General features: G+C 34.9%; 16 protein-coding genes, 1 pseudogene and 1 other annotated feature. Of the genes and pseudogenes, 1 reads left to right on the top strand and 16 read right to left on the bottom strand.

What is annotated here, in order from left to right; translation table 11 throughout:
* Positions 1 to 134: 134 nt before the first annotated feature.
* From MUA40_RS05595 to MUA40_RS05565, 7 genes are all read right to left on the bottom strand, one after another.
* Positions 135 to 512, bottom strand: a complete 378-nt coding sequence (locus MUA40_RS05595) for a DUF6262 family protein (protein ID WP_115855985.1) — start codon at positions 510 to 512, stop codon at positions 135 to 137.
* Between the two features lie 6 nt (positions 513 to 518).
* Positions 519 to 2,411, bottom strand: coding sequence for a site-specific integrase (locus MUA40_RS05590; RefSeq protein ID WP_029055690.1), 1,893 nt, complete (start codon positions 2,409 to 2,411; stop codon positions 519 to 521).
* A complete protein-coding gene (locus MUA40_RS05585) occupies positions 2,408 to 3,493 on the bottom strand; it encodes a phage lytic cycle repressor MrpR family protein (protein ID WP_029055689.1) in 1,086 nt (361 codons plus the stop codon). The genes MUA40_RS05590 and MUA40_RS05585 overlap by 4 nt, the downstream gene beginning before the upstream one ends.
* A 118-nt stretch (positions 3,494 to 3,611) precedes the next feature.
* Entirely contained in the window at positions 3,612 to 4,172 is a 561-nt protein-coding gene (gene radC / locus MUA40_RS05580) for a RadC family protein (RefSeq protein ID WP_228480297.1), read from the bottom strand.
* On the bottom strand, positions 4,169 to 4,888 hold the full coding sequence (locus tag MUA40_RS05575) for a prepilin peptidase (protein ID WP_016425286.1): 720 nt from the start codon (positions 4,886 to 4,888) through the stop codon (positions 4,169 to 4,171). The genes radC and MUA40_RS05575 overlap by 4 nt, the downstream gene beginning before the upstream one ends.
* Positions 4,889 to 5,085: 197 nt before the next feature.
* On the bottom strand, positions 5,086 to 6,354 hold the full coding sequence (locus MUA40_RS05570; RefSeq protein ID WP_262570015.1) for a bifunctional folylpolyglutamate synthase/dihydrofolate synthase: 1,269 nt from the start codon (positions 6,352 to 6,354) through the stop codon (positions 5,086 to 5,088).
* Positions 6,355 to 6,365: 11 nt separating this feature from the next.
* Positions 6,366 to 8,996 carry a valine--tRNA ligase gene (locus MUA40_RS05565; RefSeq protein ID WP_016425288.1) on the bottom strand — a complete coding sequence of 877 codons (2,631 nt, stop codon included), beginning with the start codon at positions 8,994 to 8,996 and terminating at the stop codon, positions 6,366 to 6,368.
* 38 nt (positions 8,997 to 9,034) lie between these two features.
* Positions 9,035 to 9,249 (bottom strand) — a binding site (T-box leader).
* A gap of 58 nt (positions 9,250 to 9,307) precedes the next feature.
* Here MUA40_RS05565 and MUA40_RS05560 point away from each other — a divergent pair.
* Positions 9,308 to 9,856: pseudogene (locus MUA40_RS05560) on the top strand (DNA-3-methyladenine glycosylase I).
* Between the two features lie 107 nt (positions 9,857 to 9,963).
* Here MUA40_RS05560 and MUA40_RS05555 read toward each other — a convergent pair.
* The 9 genes from MUA40_RS05555 to clpX all read right to left on the bottom strand — a co-directional run bounded on the left by MUA40_RS05555 (position 9,964) and on the right by clpX (position 19,521).
* On the bottom strand, positions 9,964 to 11,046 hold the full coding sequence (locus MUA40_RS05555; RefSeq protein WP_262570013.1) for an AbrB family transcriptional regulator: 1,083 nt from the start codon (positions 11,044 to 11,046) through the stop codon (positions 9,964 to 9,966).
* A 105-nt stretch (positions 11,047 to 11,151) separates the two neighbouring features.
* The gene (gene hemL / locus MUA40_RS05550; protein ID WP_016425291.1) at positions 11,152 to 12,447 is read right to left on the bottom strand and encodes a glutamate-1-semialdehyde 2,1-aminomutase; all 1,296 of its coding nucleotides are present in this window, start codon (positions 12,445 to 12,447) and stop codon (positions 11,152 to 11,154) included.
* Positions 12,448 to 12,461: 14 nt separating this feature from the next.
* Entirely contained in the window at positions 12,462 to 13,439 is a 978-nt protein-coding gene (gene hemB, locus MUA40_RS05545; RefSeq protein ID WP_016425292.1) for a porphobilinogen synthase, read from the bottom strand.
* Positions 13,439 to 14,116: a uroporphyrinogen-III synthase gene (locus MUA40_RS05540; RefSeq protein WP_016425293.1), complete on the bottom strand. Its 678-nt coding sequence runs from the start codon at positions 14,114 to 14,116 to the stop codon at positions 13,439 to 13,441. The genes hemB and MUA40_RS05540 overlap by 1 nt, the downstream gene beginning before the upstream one ends.
* A 14-nt stretch (positions 14,117 to 14,130) precedes the next feature.
* Positions 14,131 to 15,054 carry a hydroxymethylbilane synthase gene (gene hemC / locus MUA40_RS05535; protein ID WP_016425294.1) on the bottom strand — a complete coding sequence of 308 codons (924 nt, stop codon included), beginning with the start codon at positions 15,052 to 15,054 and terminating at the stop codon, positions 14,131 to 14,133.
* 25 nt (positions 15,055 to 15,079) lie between these two features.
* Positions 15,080 to 15,916, bottom strand: coding sequence for a cytochrome C assembly family protein (locus MUA40_RS05530; RefSeq protein WP_016425295.1), 837 nt, complete (start codon positions 15,914 to 15,916; stop codon positions 15,080 to 15,082).
* 14 nt (positions 15,917 to 15,930) lie between these two features.
* Positions 15,931 to 17,271 (bottom strand): glutamyl-tRNA reductase, encoded by a 1,341-nt coding sequence (gene hemA / locus MUA40_RS05525; protein WP_167732799.1) that lies wholly within the window; start codon positions 17,269 to 17,271, stop codon positions 15,931 to 15,933.
* Between the two features lie 227 nt (positions 17,272 to 17,498).
* Positions 17,499 to 18,092 (bottom strand): ribosome biogenesis GTP-binding protein YihA/YsxC, encoded by a 594-nt coding sequence (yihA, locus tag MUA40_RS05520; RefSeq protein ID WP_016425297.1) that lies wholly within the window; start codon positions 18,090 to 18,092, stop codon positions 17,499 to 17,501.
* 166 nt (positions 18,093 to 18,258) lie between these two features.
* Positions 18,259 to 19,521, bottom strand: coding sequence for an ATP-dependent Clp protease ATP-binding subunit ClpX (gene clpX, locus MUA40_RS05515; RefSeq protein WP_016425298.1), 1,263 nt, complete (start codon positions 19,519 to 19,521; stop codon positions 18,259 to 18,261).
* Positions 19,522 to 19,743: the final 222 nt, after the last annotated feature.

Here is a 19,743-nt window from a genome sequence, read left to right as displayed (position 1 = left end):
AAAAGGATTGATTTCTAATGTTAGAAACCAATCCTTTCGGAGATTTTAACCAAATTTTAAAGTATCTTAAACATAACTGCCCCGTTAGTTTAACTGCATCCTTTCACAATCTGTCTACAGATTAATAATTAAAACTACTCTTTATTATACAGATCTCCATATAATTTTTGAATTTGGTTCTGTAATTTTTTATTTTCTTTTTCTAATTCCATAACTCTTCTTTTTAAGGTTTTTATAAGGATTTCCTCCGAACGAGAACTTTTCTTGGATTTTGAGACTACATTTGATGTTATTTGACGCTCACGAAGGGATTCGATTCTTTGCCTAATATCGTGTTCCTTATAAAGCCATGATTTAGAAACATTAGCTTCCTTTGCTATTGAATTAAAATTAATAGCTTTACCTTCAATCGAAAATTTAGAAATCGCTTTGTCTACTTTTTCCCTTGTCTTTTGTGATTTCTGCTTCGCCAAACGTACAATTTCTGTTGTATTTCTAACTTGTTTATCCATTGATAATTACCCCGTCAAACTTCCAATGATTTGTTCTAAACGCTCTTTAACACGGCTATTAGTCTCTATTTGTCTTTGCCATTGTTTATCCTTTGCTATGGTTAATAACTCTTCTGTACGCTCTAACTGTTCTTCATGCTGTGGTAAGAATTGCTTACTGGTACAGAAGTGAGTGCAATCTAAGCATGCATTCGCATGTGGACAACCACCTGCTATTACTGGCAATCTACAATAACCATTTGGAAGCACTTGTGCATTTATATTTTTCTTGAACCATTGAAGCTCTACATCATCGACTTCACTATCATCATCTAGATTGAGCACATCTCCATTATTGGTAACCAGTTTTTCTTGAAATTTAGTAAATTCATTTTTTAGAGTTTCATCAAAGATATGAGCGTATCTGCTTGTCATTTCTGGGCTTTCATGTCCCAAAAATTTCTGCACAATATGCTGGGGCACCCCGTTGTTAATCATTCTTGTTCCTACTGTATGGCGAAAGGCATGGGCATGGAATCTATAAATCTCGCCTGATTTATCCACTATATTTTGCTCATAAGCTAATTTATTTAACTCGCCTCTAAATGTTTCTTGTTTTAATGGCGATCCATCTTTTCTTGGAAAGAGGTATTCACTATCTGGAAATTCCTCTGAAACTTTATCTTCCCGAACTTTAATAAGTAAAGCTACCTCTTTAGATATTGGAACTATATGCTCCTTTTTCATTTTCCATTGATAATACTTTAAAAAGTAATCTCCATCTTTGTCCTCTAATAAACAGCCTTTTTTCAAGGTGCACAATTCACTTATCCTCATTCCACATTCTTGAACAATCATAGTCATCGTAGCTATATATTCGGGTAATTTATCAAGATGACTGTTCAATTGCTCTAGAACGAATTCGTCTATAAAGCGAGGTTTTGCTCTTGGTATTTTCGGATAGTCCTCGGGATAAATTAATAATTTGGAAGGAACATCATCCCATTCTAGCCTATGAAGGGTACTAAATAGTCCTTCCAATATAGAGATCCTCCCAGTTATTGTACTAGGTTTTATTCCCATCATGTTTAGTTCACTTAAATATGCTTCAATTTCCACTCTCGTTAATTGGTGTACTCTCTGAACGTGTTTAAACTTTATGTCCAGAAAATTAAAGAACTCTTTAAGTTTTTGGGCAATATCACTTACATAGGAAAAGCTATCCATGTTCAATCTTAACTTACAATATCTTTTTACAAGCTGTTTAAAATATGTATTCCGAAACCCTTTAAAGTTAATTGTATATTCATATTGTGTTGGGTTAACCTTATCATCTGGCAAAGGTAAGTTTCGTCTATCCCAAACGTCTTTATCCCACTCCTCTCCATCAAAATAAAAATCCTCATAAAACTCAATAAATTGTTTAAGATTAGTAACATAGTAAGAATTAGCTTTTACAGGTGTTTTTTCTTGATTAGCAGTAATCTTATAATTAGTGGTGGTAATTCTAACACCCTGTTTTGTCAAATATGTTCTATACTCCGTCATTGCTTTATCAATAGGAACTTCAGTAATTGAAGTAATGCTGGGATACTTTAAATCTAAAAAATCCAACATTTTATTAATTACTGTTCCTTTTCTAATCCAGACAGTTTTTGCATTCCATATTCCATTGTTTAAATGGTAAAAATAAAAATATTTCAATTCTGTTCTTAACCACAGATTTTTAACACGTTCAAAACGAACCCAACGATTTCTTAAAGCAGGATTCTTACTTAATTCTATGGCAGAAGGATGTGGACATTTTCTTATATCCCAACTATTATTAGCCCAAAACCCTTGCATTTCTTCATTCATTACAGCTATTTTTTTGCTGATCTCACTCTGACTGATAATTTTCCTTTTACTAGAAGCATTCATTTCTTATGCTCCTTTCTCTCAAGGTATTTATTAAACTCATTTTTCATATCCTGATCTGAAAGATGAACGTAGGTATTTAACGTTGTCTGAACATGTGCGTGACCTAATCTCTTTTGAACGAACGCAACATCCCATCCTTCCCTAATTAGCTGCGTTGCGTGAGTGTGGCGAAGCATATGCGATGTAAATTCTATTCCAGTCCTTTTAACTATTCTTCTAACTAGATCAAGAACACTTTGGTACTTTAGTGGTTTCCCAAAATAACCTTCTTTTAAGGAAATAAAAACATAGTCATGCTCCAATTCCTCACTATACTCATATACCAAGTAATCTGTATAAAGTGACATCAGTTCTTTACTCACATGTATTGTTCTTTCCTTCCTTAATTTAATATAAGCTTCATTAACATTAACATCTCTAGGTGTTAAATGGATTTGATTGTCCCAAGTGGCAATATCTTCAAGCCTAAGCGATAACACTTCACCGATTCTTAAACCACCTTCATACATAAGCATTAAAATTAACTTATCTCTTTTCGTATGACAAGCGTCAATAATTTGCTTAACTTCCTCTGCTGTCAATGTTCTTATCTGTTTCTTTTTAACCCTTAACTTTAAGACATTCTTTTGGTATCTACCCTTATTAACATGATGTAAAAATCCTTTGAAGTTTCTTCCCTTTGCTTGTTTAAATACATCAATTGATTTAAATTCTCCTAATCTACTTAAATAATCAAGAAAACTCATAACGGCATTTAAAATTGTATTCACTGTCGTTTCTTCTCTTATGGCTTCTTTTGGCTGAAGATCAATTACATTATTTGCTGTTGGATATCTCAACCAACCTACGAAGTCTGCTAACAACTCAAAGTTAATATCATTAAGAATAACGCCTCTCTGTTCCATGAACTCATACAGCAACTTTAAATGATAGCAGTATGCTTTAATGGTATTTGGAGACTTACCAGTGTTATCTAAGTATTTAATAAATTTCATTACTGGTTCAATTAGCTGGTATTCTTTATCTAGTAATAAATACAATGGATACGGCTTATTCTCCATTTCTATCCTTTGAACCCTCACACGCGCCCCCCTCTTTAAACACTTTAAGTACTACAAATTATAAACCTTGTTAATTTTTATTTAAAGTAAAATCTCCCTTTAACATCTCCTCCTGAACTACTTTAACTACTATTATTTATTATACTATGGTTAAAACATCTCCGGAAGGATGATTATGCAGTACAATAATGGCATGCGCCGACCATTTTAATGCTGTTTTAAAAATTTCTCTAGGATGAATGACCGCACTATTTAATGTACCGATAAACAAAGTTTGCTCGTGAATAATTTGATGTTTTGTATTTAATATAATAAGAACAAAATGCTCTTGATGACACCCATTAAACTTGGGATAAAAACGTTCCGCTATTTGTTGTGGTGTGTGTATGGGCTCCGACAGTGTGCGTGTTTTTTCTCGCGCTAACCGCTGGCATATTTCAAATACAGATAAAAGTGTAACGGCTTTATTTCTTCCAATCCCTTCAAATGATTCCAATTCTGCTAAAGATAAATTTTTGATTTGTGACAGTGATTGGCATTGAGACAACATATTAGAAGCAATATCTATACTAGAATGGCCCCTGCTCCCTGTATTAATCAAAATTGCTAGTAGTTCAGTGTTAGATAATGCTTGACTACCAAATTGTATTAAACGTTCTTTAGGTTTTTCATCAATTGATAAATCACGTATTCTGGTCATAGAATACCTCCGTAAAAGTTAATTAAGTGAGGATAAAACGAGGTGGTCAATATAAATGATACAAATATAGAAGGGACTAGTGGTATGCAATGTGTCATTTTTGATTTTAATAATCGTAAGAGCAAGTAAAAGAGACATCCGATTGGAAAAATCATTTCTAAAAACAAAAATAAAAAAGGCATTGGAAAGAAGAAAATCATCACAAGACATAATTTTATATCACCAAATCCAATTAAATGGTTTTGAATGAGGCCTATAAAAAAGAGTGATAAAAATAAAATAGCATGTTGTAAATCAACATAGAGGTGATGCGGAAAATAAAGCAGGAGAACAAAAAGTAAAACTAAAAAGCGATGTTGGACAATCATGCTACAGATATCAATCACCCCTATTGTTAAAAGCATCAATCCAACCGCATAAAATATTTCAGTTGATACATAAACAGGTAAAATCGTAGGATAGACTAGTAATGTCCCTCCCAATAATTCTCCAATTAAAAGTGATTTAGGAATTGGCTTGCTACAATAGCGGCAACGTCCACTGAAAAGCACGAAGCTAACTATCGGTATAAGATCTGTCAATTGAAGTTGATGAAAGCAATACTTGCATCGTGACCTTTTAACTAAATGCTTTATCTTCAGGTCAGGATGTTCGGCAAATTGAAGTAAAAAACTCATAGCAATACAACCAACAAAAAATAGCGCGCAATACTGCAAGTAAGCACCTCGTATCTAAGAATTTACGAAACGTGTCAACTCTAGGCGTCAACATTTGAGTGTCATCATTATAGCGTTTCATCATTTCAAGGGTCAAATTTGCAAAAATGACATATCGCGTACCAAAGCTATGCAAATTGAAAAAACCATTTCATAAACAGGTAATACACATTAACCTGCTATGAAATGGCTTATTTTTATGTATTAAATGCAATTTTAGATTTAATTTCACTAATGAAATAAAGGCTACCCGTAATAAGTAATGCTTCGCCTTTATATTCGCGAATAAATGCGACAAAGTCATCCACGATTGATTTGTTACCGAACTCAACTTCATCATATAATGTTTGTTTCGGTAAAGCTTTTGGAAAATCAAACCCTGTAACATAAATATGCTTAGCAATATTTTGAAAAGCGTCGAGCATATGATGGATGGGCTTACCTTCAATGGCAGCAAATAACACATCTACTTTTTCTAAATCATAATATTTTTCAATCGTATCGATCAATGCGTCCACACTTTCTTTATTGTGTGCACCGTCAATAATGATGAGTGGTTCTTCTGAAACTTGCTCAATGCGACCTGTCCAATAAGCTTGCTCAATACCATCAATCATTTTGTTGAAATCTAAATGGATGACATTTTGCTCATACAATTCTATCAAAGCTGTGATGACGAGTGAGGCATTTTCTTTTTGATGTTCCCCTAACATATGAAGCGCTAGATTTTCTAATTCATAGTCTTTATAGCGATAAGTAAATTCATCCCCTTCAGACTTAATTAAAATATCACGGTCAAATTCTAAAGCTTTTGCATTCAATCTCTCTGCTGTATCGCGAAAAAGCTTTAAAGCCTCTTCGTTTTTAATCGCATAAACAATTGGGGTGTTGGCTTTTATGATTGCAGATTTGTCTTTAGCAATGTCAAGATACGTTTGTCCAAGAATATCGGTGTGATCTAAACCAATACTCGTTAAAATACTAATAAGCGGTTGGATAACATTTGTAGAATCATTTTTAACACCTAAGCCTGCTTCCACAATAACAAAGTCGACAGGGTGCACTGCTCCGAAATATAAATACATCATCGTTGTAATAATTTCGAATTCAGTTGCTACTCCCAAATCCGTTTCTTTGTCCATCGCTTCACTCACAGGTTTAACACGTTCAACTAATGCTACAATTTCATCGTTCGTAATGGGCACACCATTTAAACTAATTCGTTCATTGAAAGTCTCTATATAAGGCGACGTAAATGTACCCACTTGGTAATCGTTTTTCATTAATGCTTCACGCATGTATGCTACAGTAGAGCCTTTACCATTAGTCCCACCAATATGAATGGCGTTAATACGGCGTTGAGGGTTTCCCAGTCTTTCGAGCATCCATTCCATGCGTTTTACGCCAGGCTTAATACCGAATTTAGTTCTTTCATGTATCCAATATAAACTGTCTAGATAATTCATAACTAAGACTCCTACGCTTTTAATTGTTCAATTCTAGCTTTAACACCATCATATTTTTCTTGGTATTTGACTTGTTTCTCTTTCTCTTCATTAATAATTTTTTCTGGTGCTTTTTTAACAAAGTTTTCATTTGCTAGTTTTTTATTGACACGATCTAATTCTTTTTGCCATTTTTCTAGGTCTTTTTCCAAACGCTCTAATTCTTTATCCATATCAATTAAACCTTCAATTGGTAAAATGACTTCACCAGCTGCAACAACAGATGTCATTGCTTTATCAGGAATTTCGATTTGAGTGGCAATCTCAAGTTCACTCGGATTACAGAAGCGTTCTAAATAGTGTTGGTTTGCTAACAACAACTGTTGAATTTTTTCATTTTTCGCTTTGATTTTAATCGGAATTTCTTTTGATAATGGTGTGTTTACTTCTAAACGAGACTGACGTACAGATTTAATAATTTCAACTAATTGTTCCATTACATCTTTACTCTCTTCGAAATTAAACGCATCATTAACTGTTGGCCACGCACTTGTCACAATAGACTCGCCTTCATGCGGCAAGTTTTGCCAAATATGTTCCGTTACGAATGGCATGAATGGATGCAATAGGCGCATCATGCGGTCTAAAGTATAACTTAACACTGAGCGTGTTACGTTTTTCTGTGCTTCATCGTCACCGTTCATTGGTATTTTACTCATTTCAATATACCAGTCACAAAACTCATCCCAAATAAAATTATACAATACACGGCCAACTTCGCCAAACTCGTATTTATCACTTAATTGCGTCACTGTTTCAATCGTTTCATTTAAACGTGTCAAAATCCACTGATCTGCTACTGATAGATTTTGAGATAAATCGATATCTTCAAAACGGAATGTTTCACCAATATTCATTAAGCTAAATCGAGCAGCATTCCATATCTTGTTAATAAAATTCCAAACTGACTCTACTTTTTCAGTTGAATAGCGTAAATCATGCCCCGGTGAAGATCCTGTGGCTAAGAAATAACGAAGACTGTCTGCACCATATTGATCAATGACATCCATAGGGTCAACACCATTACCTAGAGATTTACTCATTTTACGTCCGTCTTCTGCGCGTACTAACCCATGTAATAACACATCACTAAATGGCTTTTCACCTGTAAACTCTAAACCTTGGAAAATCATACGTGCTACCCAGAAGAAAATAATATCATAGCCTGTTACTAGCACTTGTGTTGGATAAAATCTTTGGTAATCTTCAGCTGTTTCATCAGGCCATCCAAGTGTAGAAAAAGGCCATAATGCACTAGAAAACCAAGTATCTAATACATCTTCATCTTGTGTCCAATTTTCAATGTCTTCAGGCTCATTTTCACCAACATAAATCTCACCTGTTTCATTGTGATACCAAGCAGGTATTTGATGTCCCCACCAAAGTTGACGAGAAATAGTCCAATCTCTTATTTCTTCCATCCAACGGTTAAAAGTTTTTTCAAATCGTGCAGGAACAAATTCGATACGTCCATCTGTTTTTTGGTTATTCAAAGCTTGTTCTGCTAACGGTGCCATTTTAACGAACCATTGTGTCGATAAATAAGGTTCAACAACAGCACCCGTACGTTCAGAATGTCCAACTGAATGAACGTGATCATCGATTTTAATTACAAGTCCTTGATCTAACAAATCTTTAACGAGTTGTTTACGACATTCAAAGCGATCTAGACCAGCGTATTTCCCTGCTTCTTGATTCATGCATCCAGATTCATCCATAACGACAATACGTTCTAAGTCATGACGATTGCCAATTTCAAAGTCATTTGGATCATGTGCAGGTGTCACTTTCATTGCCCCGCTTCCAAATTCTTGGTCAACATATTCATCAGCTAAAACAGGAATCTCACGGCCAACAATTGGTAAAATAACATTTTTACCGATAACTTCTTTGTAACGCGCATCTTCCGGATGTACAACAATTGCAGTATCACCTAGCATCGTTTCTGGACGTGTCGTTGCAATTTCAATATACCCTTCGCCATCCGCAAACGGATATTTAAAATGATAGAATTTGCCGTTAACATCTTCGTGAATGACTTCAATATCAGATAGTGCTGTTTTCGCTACAGGATCCCAGTTAATGATACGTTCACCACGGTAAATTAATCCTTTTTTATACATATCAACAAATACTTTACGTACTGCTTGACTTAAACCAGAGTCGAGTGTGAATCTTTCTCTTGAATAATCTAAGCCAAGTCCGAGTTTAGCCCATTGTTGACGAATAAAATCGGCATATTCTTCTTTCCAATCCCATGCTTTTTCTAAAAACTTTTCTCTACCAATATCATGTCTCGAAATGCCTTCTTCTCGCATTTTTGCTTCAACTTTTGCTTGTGTCGCAATACCAGCATGATCCATACCAGGTAAATAAAGTGTTTCATAACCTTGCATTCGTTTCATACGCGTTAAAATATCTTGCAATGTTGTATCCCAAGCATGCCCTAAATGTAATTTTCCAGTTACATTCGGCGGTGGAATAACAATTGTATATGTGGGTTGATCTGAATTTTGTTTAGGTTTGAATAACTCTTGTTCTACCCATTTTTGATATCGACCCGCCTCAACTTCTTGCGGATTATATTTTGGTTTCATTTCCATAAGAATCCTCCTTCAAATAAAAAAACATCCTGTCCTCATCATAGGACGGATGTTCCGCGGTACCACCTAAATTCAATAATGCATTCGCACTATTGCACTCTTACGATTAACGCTCATAACACGCTTTAACCTACTTTACTTTCAGCTAAAGTTCAACGTGGGCTACCTTCAATAACGCCTTTTATGTACTCTCAGCAAACGTACACTCTCTAAAAAAAGACAACCATCTACTCTTCCCAAATTCTACTATTAATTTAATTCTTATAGTATACTGAAACGACAATGAAGTCAATACAAGGAGGTATAAAAACGTGAATCCCTGTGCATTCGGTAGTCAAGATCCAGTATATATCGATTATCATGATCATTTTTGGGGAAAGCCATTATATGATTCTCGTGCGCTATTTGAACTTCTGGCATTAGAATCCCAACATGCTGGTTTATCTTGGCTAACGATACTCAAAAAGAAAGATGCTTACAAATCAGCATTTTATCAGTTTGATCCATATAAAATTGCACAAATGACATCATCAGATATCGATCAATTGATGACATTCCCTAATATTATACATCATCGCAAAAAGTTGTAAGCCATTGTTTCTCAAGCCAAAGGTTATATTGAAATTGAAAAAGACTATGAAAGCTTTAGTCATTTTATATGGTCATTTGTCGATGGTGCACCCATTGATTTTCAATACAAAACCGTTGAAGCGCGAATTACAGTGAACGATACAGCCAAGAAATTGTCAAAGTCACTGAAACAATACGGGTTTCAATTTATCGGTCCTATAACTGCATTTTCATTTATGGAAGCTGCGGGTCTTTATAATAGTCATTTGATTTCTTGTCCAAATCGTTAACACATGTATGAATACAATACCCAATAAAATACAAAAAAGGGATAGCAGTCACGTTAAAACGTTTGATTGCTGTCCCTTTTAAATGAATCAAAATGAATTATTTTACATTAAGACGTATTTCTTTTATTTTTCCGATCTTGATATTTAAAAATAAGGCTAATTAATGGTGCAATCAGAAAGAGTATGAAGAATATACGGAAAATATGATAGCTCGAAATCATAGCGACATCTCCACCGGTATCTAATGCGACCAATACAATTTGACTCATACCTCCAGGTGCTGCACTTAAAAATAGATTATTAATCGACGCTGGATTAAATAAATGAATCAAAATGACCATTAAAAGTGTACCAAATATAAGTAAAATATTTTGATAAGCAATTGCGACTGCAATTCTGCCCTTAAGTTGCTCAGTTAAATGCGCGATTTGAATACCTACACGAATCATATAGATAATTTGAGCACCTGCAATAATTGGCGCATCAAGCGTAAAAGTGCGTTCGGTTACCATATTCCAAACAATGAGCACTAAAATTGGCGCAAGTAACATTTTGGTTGGAAAGTGAATCCATTTCATCAAAATGTAAACGACACAAATACCTAGTCCAATGATTAAAATCTCCTTGAAAGTTAAAACTTCAGTTAATAGATGCATATGTTGCATTTCGGTTTGACTACCGTCTGCATCTTTAAAGAAATATGAGATAAACGGAACTAAAATAACAACAAATATAATACGGGACGTTTGCGTCAGGCTCACAACAAGTATATCTGCGCGCTTATTTTCTTCGGCCATCACAAGCATCTGACTTAATGCGCCTGGTATGACACTTAATAAAGCTGTTTCTCTATTGACCCTTGCAATTTTTCTAAAGCCGATAGAAACAATAAGAGATAATACAAGTAACAAGACGCTCACTAATATAATTGAAAACCAATCATTTTTAATATCATCGATTACATTTTTTGTAAAAGATGTTCCAATTTGAACGCCCAACATGATAAGACCAAGTTCACTTAGCCATTGTGGCCAATTCACTTCTAACTTCAAAACTTTAATCACAAATAAACTGGCAAGTATCGGTCCGAACATCCATGGCAGTATTAAATGAAGTCGTAATAATATAAGGCCAAAAATGATTGAGAGTCCAAGTACAATGAAACTATTAATGTGGTGTTTTCGTGTCATGGTCCCTCCTATCATTTACAGCACTTTTGTTTTTAATAATTATAAACAATAAAATTGGCATTTTATTCATTATAGTACTTTTAGTTGTGTAAAATAGTCAAATATTTATTGTGTTGCTTTTGTAATTCGCTCTAGAGCTGTATCAAATGCTTCTAAAGTTTGTTGAATATCATCTTTTGTATGAGCCGTTGACAAAAACATACCTTCAAATTGTGACGGAGGTAAAAAGATACCTTGTACTGCAAGCTCACGATAAAGAACGCGGAATAATTCATGATCTGAAGCATTTGCTTCTTTAAAATTCGTAACAGGACCTTCATTTAAGAAAAACCCTATCATTGAACCTGCTCGGTTGACAGTTAATGGAATACCATAGCGATTAAAGATTTTTTTAAGCCCGTCTTCTAACATATCACCTAATTGATTAAAGTAGTCATAACTTTCTGGTGTCAATTGGCTTAATGTCATGTAACCACTTGTCATTGCTAGAGGGTTTCCTGAGAGTGTCCCTGCTTGGTAAATATCACCACTTGGCGCGATATGATCCATAATCTCTTTACGACCACCAAATGCACCAACAGGTAAGCCACCACCGATGACCTTACCTAAACATGTTAAATCAGGTATGACATCAAAATAACCTTGCGCACAATTGTAACCTACTCTAAAGCCTGTCATGACTTCATCAAAAATAAGCAATGCATCATTTTCTTGTGTAATGTCACGTAAGCCTTGCAAGAAATTGTTAATAGGTGGCACTACGCCCATATTACCTGATACAGGTTCTACGATAACTGCCGCAATATCATCACCAAATTGTTCAAAAGCATAGCGTACTGCATCTAGATCATTATACGGAACGGTAATTGTATTTTTAGCTGTCCCTTCAGGCACCCCAGGAGAATCAGGCAAGCCAAGTGTGGCTACACCAGATCCTGCTTTGATTAACAGAGAATCACTATGTCCATGATAATTACCTTCAAACTTGATAATTTTATTTTTACCTGTATATCCACGTGCAAGTCGCAATGTATCTAACGTTGCTTCTGTACCAGAAGAAACCATGCGAACTTTTTCAATTGATGGTACACGTTCAATCACCAGTTCAGCAAGACGATTTTCTTCTAATGTCGAAGCGCCGAAACTTGTTCCACGATCAACGACTTTATGGATTTCTTCAATGACTTTTGGGTCGCGATGACCTAAAATTAATGGTCCCCAACTTAAAACGTAATCAATATATTCATTTCCGTCTATATCATAAATACGGCTTCCTTCACCGTGATCCATAAAAATAGCGGGTGTATCTACAGATTTAAAAGCACGAACTGGACTATTCACACCGCCTGGCATGAGTTTTTCTGCTTTTTCAAAAGCTTTAATGGATTCATTATAACGCATGATGTGACCTCCTTTTATTCCTTATCTAAATATTGACAGATATCTTTAGCGAAATAAGTGATAATCATATCAGCACCTGCACGCTTCATAGAAATCATTTGTTCCATAACGACTTTTTCTTCATCAATCCAACCATTCAAAGCTGCTGCCTTTGTCATACTGTACTCACCACTTACATTGTATGCCACAATTGGAACGTTGCTATGATTTCTAACATCTCGAATAATATCTAAATAGCTCAATGCGGGTTTAACAATCATCATATCGGCACCTTCTTTAAGGTCAGATTCCAATTCTCGAAGTGCCTCTAAGCGGTTGGCAGGATCCATTTGATATGTCTTTCTATCTCCAAAAGAAGGCGCTGATTCTGCAGCATCTCTAAATGGACCGAAAAAGCTAGATGCATATTTAATGCCATAACTCATAATTGGTATATTTTGGTATCCGGCTTCATCGAGCCCTTCACGTATAGCAATTACAAAACCATCCATCATATTGCTTGGTGCAATAATATCAGCGCCTGCTTCTACTTGAGAAATCGCAGTTTTCACTAATAAAGGTAAAGTTTTATCATTGTCTACATCGTGTGTATGAGGGTCAATTAAACCGCAGTGGCCATGATCCGTATACTCACATAGACAAGTATCTGCAAGTATTAATAAGTCTTTATACATTGATTTTGCAATTCGTGTCGCTTTTTGTATAACACCATCTTCTACATAAGCCCCTGTACCACAACTATCTTTTTCATTAGGGATGCCGAAAAACATGATTGCACGAATTCCTAAATCGTATGCAGCTTGAATTTCTTCATGCAATAAATTCAAACTAATTTGATAAACGCCAGGTAAAGATTTAATTTCTGTTTTAACATCATCTTTTTCGACAACAAAAATAGGATATATTAAATCTTCTTTTCTTAGATGTGTTTCTCTTACCATATCACGCATTGTACGTGATGATCTTAAACGTCTATGTCTATCAAATTCCATTATAAAACCCTCATTTCTATTATTTTATCCACAATTGATTCTAAAGTTTGGATTTGAGCAGTATAACAATTGTTGCCATAGTTTTTGATTGCATTAGCGGTTTGTTTGCCTATAGCAAAGTATTGGTCAAAATGACGAGGCTGGTACTGCTGAAAAAAAGCATTTACAGCTGAAGCACTTGCAAATGTCACTGCATCAACAGCATTTTTTTGAATACGATTATAAGCCTCATCAATATTCTGTTGTACCGGATGTGGTTGATAAAGATCAATTTTATGAACTTGACAACCTCTCATTTCAAGCGTTTGTTGCAGCAACGGTCGCGCTAACTTGCTGGACGGCAAAAGAATTTGAAGTTCACTATCTACCGAAAATTCTTTTAAAAAGCCTTCTTGAGAATAGTCAGATGGGTAAAAATGAACATCTAACTGATTAGATTCACAAAATGCTTTTGTTTTTTGTCCGATGACTGCAAGATGGCGATAATTTAATTGCTTCATATAAGGTAGAAAATATCGAACAGCATTTTGAGAAGTCAAAATGAGCCAGTCGTAGTGCGTATCTAACAGGCGCGTATCAAAAGATAAAGTTTGTATCTCTACAAATGGTAAATGTTGTATCTCAACACGTTCATCAACATACGGCTTTGTTTGTGTCATCACTATGACTGGCTTCATTTTATACACCTTCTTTATTCTTCGTTTAAAGCTGCTATAATTTGATCCGCACCTTGCGCTTTTAATGCTTGACTCACTTTATTCCCCAATTCAACAGGTTGGTCTCCCATTTCAGTGTGCTCAAAGCGTTGCGTACCATCTGGTGACATAATCAGACCTGTAAAATGGATACGTTGATTGTCATCTTTATAGGCATAGCCGCCAATAGGGACTTGGCAACTTCCATTCATCTCCTTCAAGAATGTACGTTCTGCAGCAACACAGTCAGCCACATCTTGATTATGTACCTTAGCAAGCAACGCCAATAATTCATAATCGTCTGAACGACACTCTATACCCAGTGCACCTTGACCAATCGCTGGAACAAGTTGTCCTTTATCAAGGTAAGACGTAACGATATCGTCAGACCAACCCATTCGTTTTAAACCTGCTGCAGCTAAGATTATCGCATCATAATCCTCTGAATGGAGTTTCTTTAATCGCGTATCGATATTACCTCGTATCCATTTAATCTCGAGTTTTGGGTATTTCGCTAAAATTTGTGCACCACGTCGTAGTGAACTTGTACCAACGATACTCCCATCAGGCAACGCATTGAGTGGCACATGATTTTTAGCGATATAGGCATCAAAAGGGTTCTCTCGATCTGGGATACACCCTAATGTAAGCCCTTCAGGTAATTCACTAGGTACATCTTTTAACGAATGTATCGCAAAGTCGATTTGATGATTAAATAATTCATTTTGAATTTCTTTTACAAATAAGCCTTTTCCGCCTACTTTCGATAATTGTCTATCGACTATTTGATCGCCTTTAGTTACAATTTCCTTAATTTCAATATCCAAATCAGGTTCAATTGCTTTTAAACGATCAATAAACTGTTGACTTTGGGTAAGCGCAAGTTGGCTTCTTCTTGAACCGACAATAAGTTTACGCATTAAGTTTTCCTCCAATAAAAATTCGTTACACACCCGTCCATTGATGGAACGTTGATAATTGAGTGACCACAATCAAGTTAAACATACAGCATAAAAATAACATAATGTTCAACTGAATTAAAAAGTATTGCTTAAATCGATGTGTGATTCGTAAAGCAATAAATATAGAATAAGCTACAAAAATAATTAATGATGAAATGACTTTCAAATCGGCGAAAATATGGAAGCCGATTGAATTCATTCCCCATAATATTCCTAATAACAAGCTTATAAACATAATGATTGTGCCAACAAGAGAACTGTAAAATACAATTTTTTCGAGTGTCCCGATACTGCTCATTCGAAAATAATTTTGATTAAATCGCTTTTGTTTTAAATTGCGATATTGAATCAAATAGATGATTGCATTTACAAATGCAACTGCAAAAATCACATAGCTTAGTAAAGCGAGTGATATATGGAAAACAAGGAGCTCATTCATAACTGTGAGTCGCGTTCCACCCATTTTAAATTGTTGTGGATGAAACGTATAAATAGTCATAAAGATAAAGCCAATTACATTTAAAAATGCAATCATAAAGTCAGATTGTCGCATCACTGACATGACAAAGGTAACTGTCAGTATTAACCACGTTAAAACATAAAAACTCTCCACTAGAGATGTTAACGGCAATTGTTTTTGCCACGTAATAAACATAGTTAAAGAGACTGTTTGACAAAACCAAACAATCCCTAATGCATAAAAACCAATATTTTGCACACGATAATTTTTTTGGAACACGTCTATAATTAAACAAATCATGCTCACTAAATAAATCAATAATATTATTTCATGAAACCGTATAAAAAAGGCCTCTTCCATAGCATCACCGCTTGTTAAGTTTCAAAATTAAGTAATCTCTCTCTTAAAAGTGTTCTTTTTTTCTCAATAGCTTGAGATTTATAATCCGCTTCAACTTCTAAATCAAAAATTTCTTTAAATAATTGAAGCTTAGCATCTGCGTTTCGATCGTCACTTATTTCTTTGGCTTGCTTGATTGGGTCTTTCAACATTTGATTAATAATACTTTTCGTATGTTTAGAAACAACTTTACGATCACGTTCAGACATATTAGGTAACTTACGATCGATGCTCTCCATCGTCTCTTGTTGAATTAACATTGCTTTTTCTCGTAAAGCACGAATAACAGGGACAACGCCTAACATTCTCACCCATTCGTTATGTTTTTCAATTTCAGACGGTATACGCGCTAGGATTTGGTCTGCCGCTTTACGACGTTCACGTAAATTGGCGTCAACGAGACCTTTTAAATCATCAACATCGTAAATAAACAACTCTGTATCATTTGCTTCAAATGGTTCGATATCTCTCGGAACAGCAATATCAATGAGTACTTTTTGAGCTGTTTTCGCCACAGCTTGACACATTTCTAACATGTCTTGCGTAATAATAAATTGTTCAGAACTTGTAGAACTAATGACGATATCTGATTTCACAAGAAAATCACCTAACGCATCCCATTCAGCATAATGAACCCCGTATTGATCTGCTAATGATTTTGCACGTGATAATGTACGATTAATTATCGTAATCTCACTTACGCCAGCACCTTTTAAATTAAGTAATGACAATTCTGCCATTTCACCAGCACCAATCACTAACGCATGCTTTTTATTAAGTTTACCGAACATCTTTTTCGCTAGTTCCACAGCACCGTATGACACGCTGATTGTGTTGTCTGCGATATCTGTTTCATGGTGTGCCTTTTTACTAAAAGTGATCGCTTGCTTAAACAACTCATTAAATATAGTGCCCGTAGTTCCTGCTTTTTGAGCTGTAAAGAAAGCATCTCTGATTTGACCTAGTATCTGAGTTTCTCCAAGCACAATAGAATCTAACCCAGAAGCAACTTTAAATAGATGTTCAATAGCCTCATTTTCTGTTTTAACCTCAGAAATGGCTTTAATCTCATCTACTTCAAAACTAAATTGTCTCGCCAAAAATCTTTGAATGTAATAACGGCCCGTATGAATTTGATCGACTACAGCATAGACTTCTGTGCGATTACAAGTTGATAATATCACGTTTTCTAATATAGACTTTGTTTCAAACAGTGATTTGTGGACGCTAAGCATATTTTCTTCTTTAAATGCTAGCTTCTCACGACATGTAACATCAGCTGTTCGATGATTTACACTTACTGCTATTAAATACATGTTTATGCCCCCATATAATCTACAATAACTACATTATAACATAGATTAGATTCATTCTAATTAAAAAAAGACACTTTAATATGATAATTTAAAAATTTATTAAAGAACGCGTGTCTTAGGATGAGAAAAGAATGATAAAATGCTTTCGTTGTAAAACCTCATCTTATGCTGTCCGTATGTGTATTGACATGCTTTAATAAAATAACATATGTACTTCGAAATCGTCTTTATGCTTCTAAAAATTCTTGAATTGTAGACCAAATTAAGTCTTGCTTCTTTTTCTCAATTGAAGAATAACTAATAATTTGATCCCCTTTTTCTAACTCTAGCTTTTCTTTAATGATTTTAATATGCTTTTGGACTTTGCCTTTTGGAATTTTATCTTCTTTAGTCGCAATGATTAATGTTGGGATGTCATAATACTTTAAAAAATCATACATGAGCACATCATCTTCTGTCGGCGGATGACGAAGGTCAACAAGTTGTATCACGAGTTTTAACTGTTCTCGTGTTGTGATATAAGTTTCTATCATTTTACCAAATGCTTCACGTTGTTTTTTACTTACTTTGGCATACCCGTAACCCGGCACATCGACAAAAATTAATTGCTCATCAATATTGAAAAAGTTGAGTGTTTGCGTTTTTCCTGGCTGTTGTGAAGTTCTCGCCATATTTTTGCGTCCAATCATACTATTGATAAATGTCGATTTACCTACGTTAGAGCGTCCGCTTAGTGCGACTTCAGGCAAACCGAGGTCGGGATATTGTTCTGGCTTTACTGCACTTATTAATATATCGACATGGTTTGGATTAATATTCATTTTAATTTCACCTCTTTTATTTTTATTATAAAAAAAGCTGAGACATAATCCATTTGATTATGAGACTCAGCTTTGTAACAATAGACAAAAAACATACGCAAACTGATAGAAGAGTTATCTTTCGAGCATTCTTTTATGCCATTATCCTCTTAAGTTTCCCTTTGATTTATGCAGAAGTTTTTGTCACGTTAACGAGATTACCTTCAGAATCATAGAGTTCTGGCTCAGTTTCATTAACAATTGTTTCTTTAGTAATAACAACCTTCACGACATCTTCAGTTGAAGGAATATCATACATGATATCAATCAACGCTTCTTCAATAATAGAACGTAGACCACGTGCACCTGTTTTACGTTCAATTGCTTTTTCACTTATTGCTGCTAATGCTTCTTCAGTAAACTCTAATGAAACACCATCTAATTCAAGCATTTTTGTATACTGTTTAACAAGTGCATTTTTAGGTTGCGTTAAAATATTTTTAAGCGCTTCGACATCTAATGTTTCAAGGTTGGCAACAATAGGTACACGACCAATAAACTCAGGAATTAAGCCATAAGTTTGTAAATCTTCTGGTCGAATTTGTTCGAGTAAACTTGCTTCATCATAATTTGAAACTTCATTACTTGCGAAACCGATAACCTTTTCACCTAAGCGGCGTTTAATGACTTCGTTAATACCATCAAATGCGCCACCTAAAATAAAGAGAATATTTGTTGTGTCGATTTGGATAAACTCTTGGTTCGGATGCTTACGTCCACCTTGTGGCGGCACGCTTGCAGTTGTACCTTCCAAGATTTTGAGTAATGCCTGTTGAACACCTTCACCAGAAACGTCACGTGTAATAGACGTATTCTCAGATTTACGTGCGATTTTATCAATTTCATCGACATAAATAATACCTTTTTCAGCTTTATCAATATCGAAATCAGCTGCTTGTATTAAACGTAACAAAATGTTTTCAACATCTTCACCTACATATCCAGCTTCTGTCAAACTTGTGGCATCTGCAATAGCGAACGGTACATTTAATGTACGAGCCAAAGTTTGTGCTAACAATGTTTTACCGCTACCTGTAGGCCCAATTAAAGCGACATTACTTTTTTGTAATTCTACATCGTCATCTTTAGGTCCTAATTGTTGAACACGTTTATAATGATTATAAACTGCGACAGCTAAAGATTTTTTAGCTTTTTCTTGGCCGATGACATAATTATTCAATTGCTCCATGATTTCTTTTGGTGTGGGTAGTTCTGTCAATTCTTCTGTATCTTGTTGACTTAATTCTTCTTCAACGATTTCAGAGCAGAGTTCGATACATTCATTACAAATATAGACACCGCTCCCTGCGACTAACTTTTTAACTTGATCCTGATCTTTACCACAGAAAGAACATTTTAAGTTTTCTTCATCTTCATTGAATTTAAACATACTTTATTACACCCCTGTTCTTTAACGACTATACTAGAATGCATTCTATTACGCAAATATAGTTTCTTTCAAGTTATTTGCATTACGTTGCATTATTGGACTAGTCATTAACTTCTTAGCCTTAACTGTAATGTGTTTTGTAAATAGCAAGAAACCATTAACAAGTGATGCTTACTACTTTATTATATACAATTCCCTTAGTTCTTTCATATCAATTGAAAT

The organism is Staphylococcus schleiferi, assembly GCF_025558325.1.
GTDB lineage: Bacteria > Bacillota > Bacilli > Staphylococcales > Staphylococcaceae > Staphylococcus > Staphylococcus schleiferi.
This window is presented reverse-complemented; position numbering and strand designations above follow the sequence as displayed.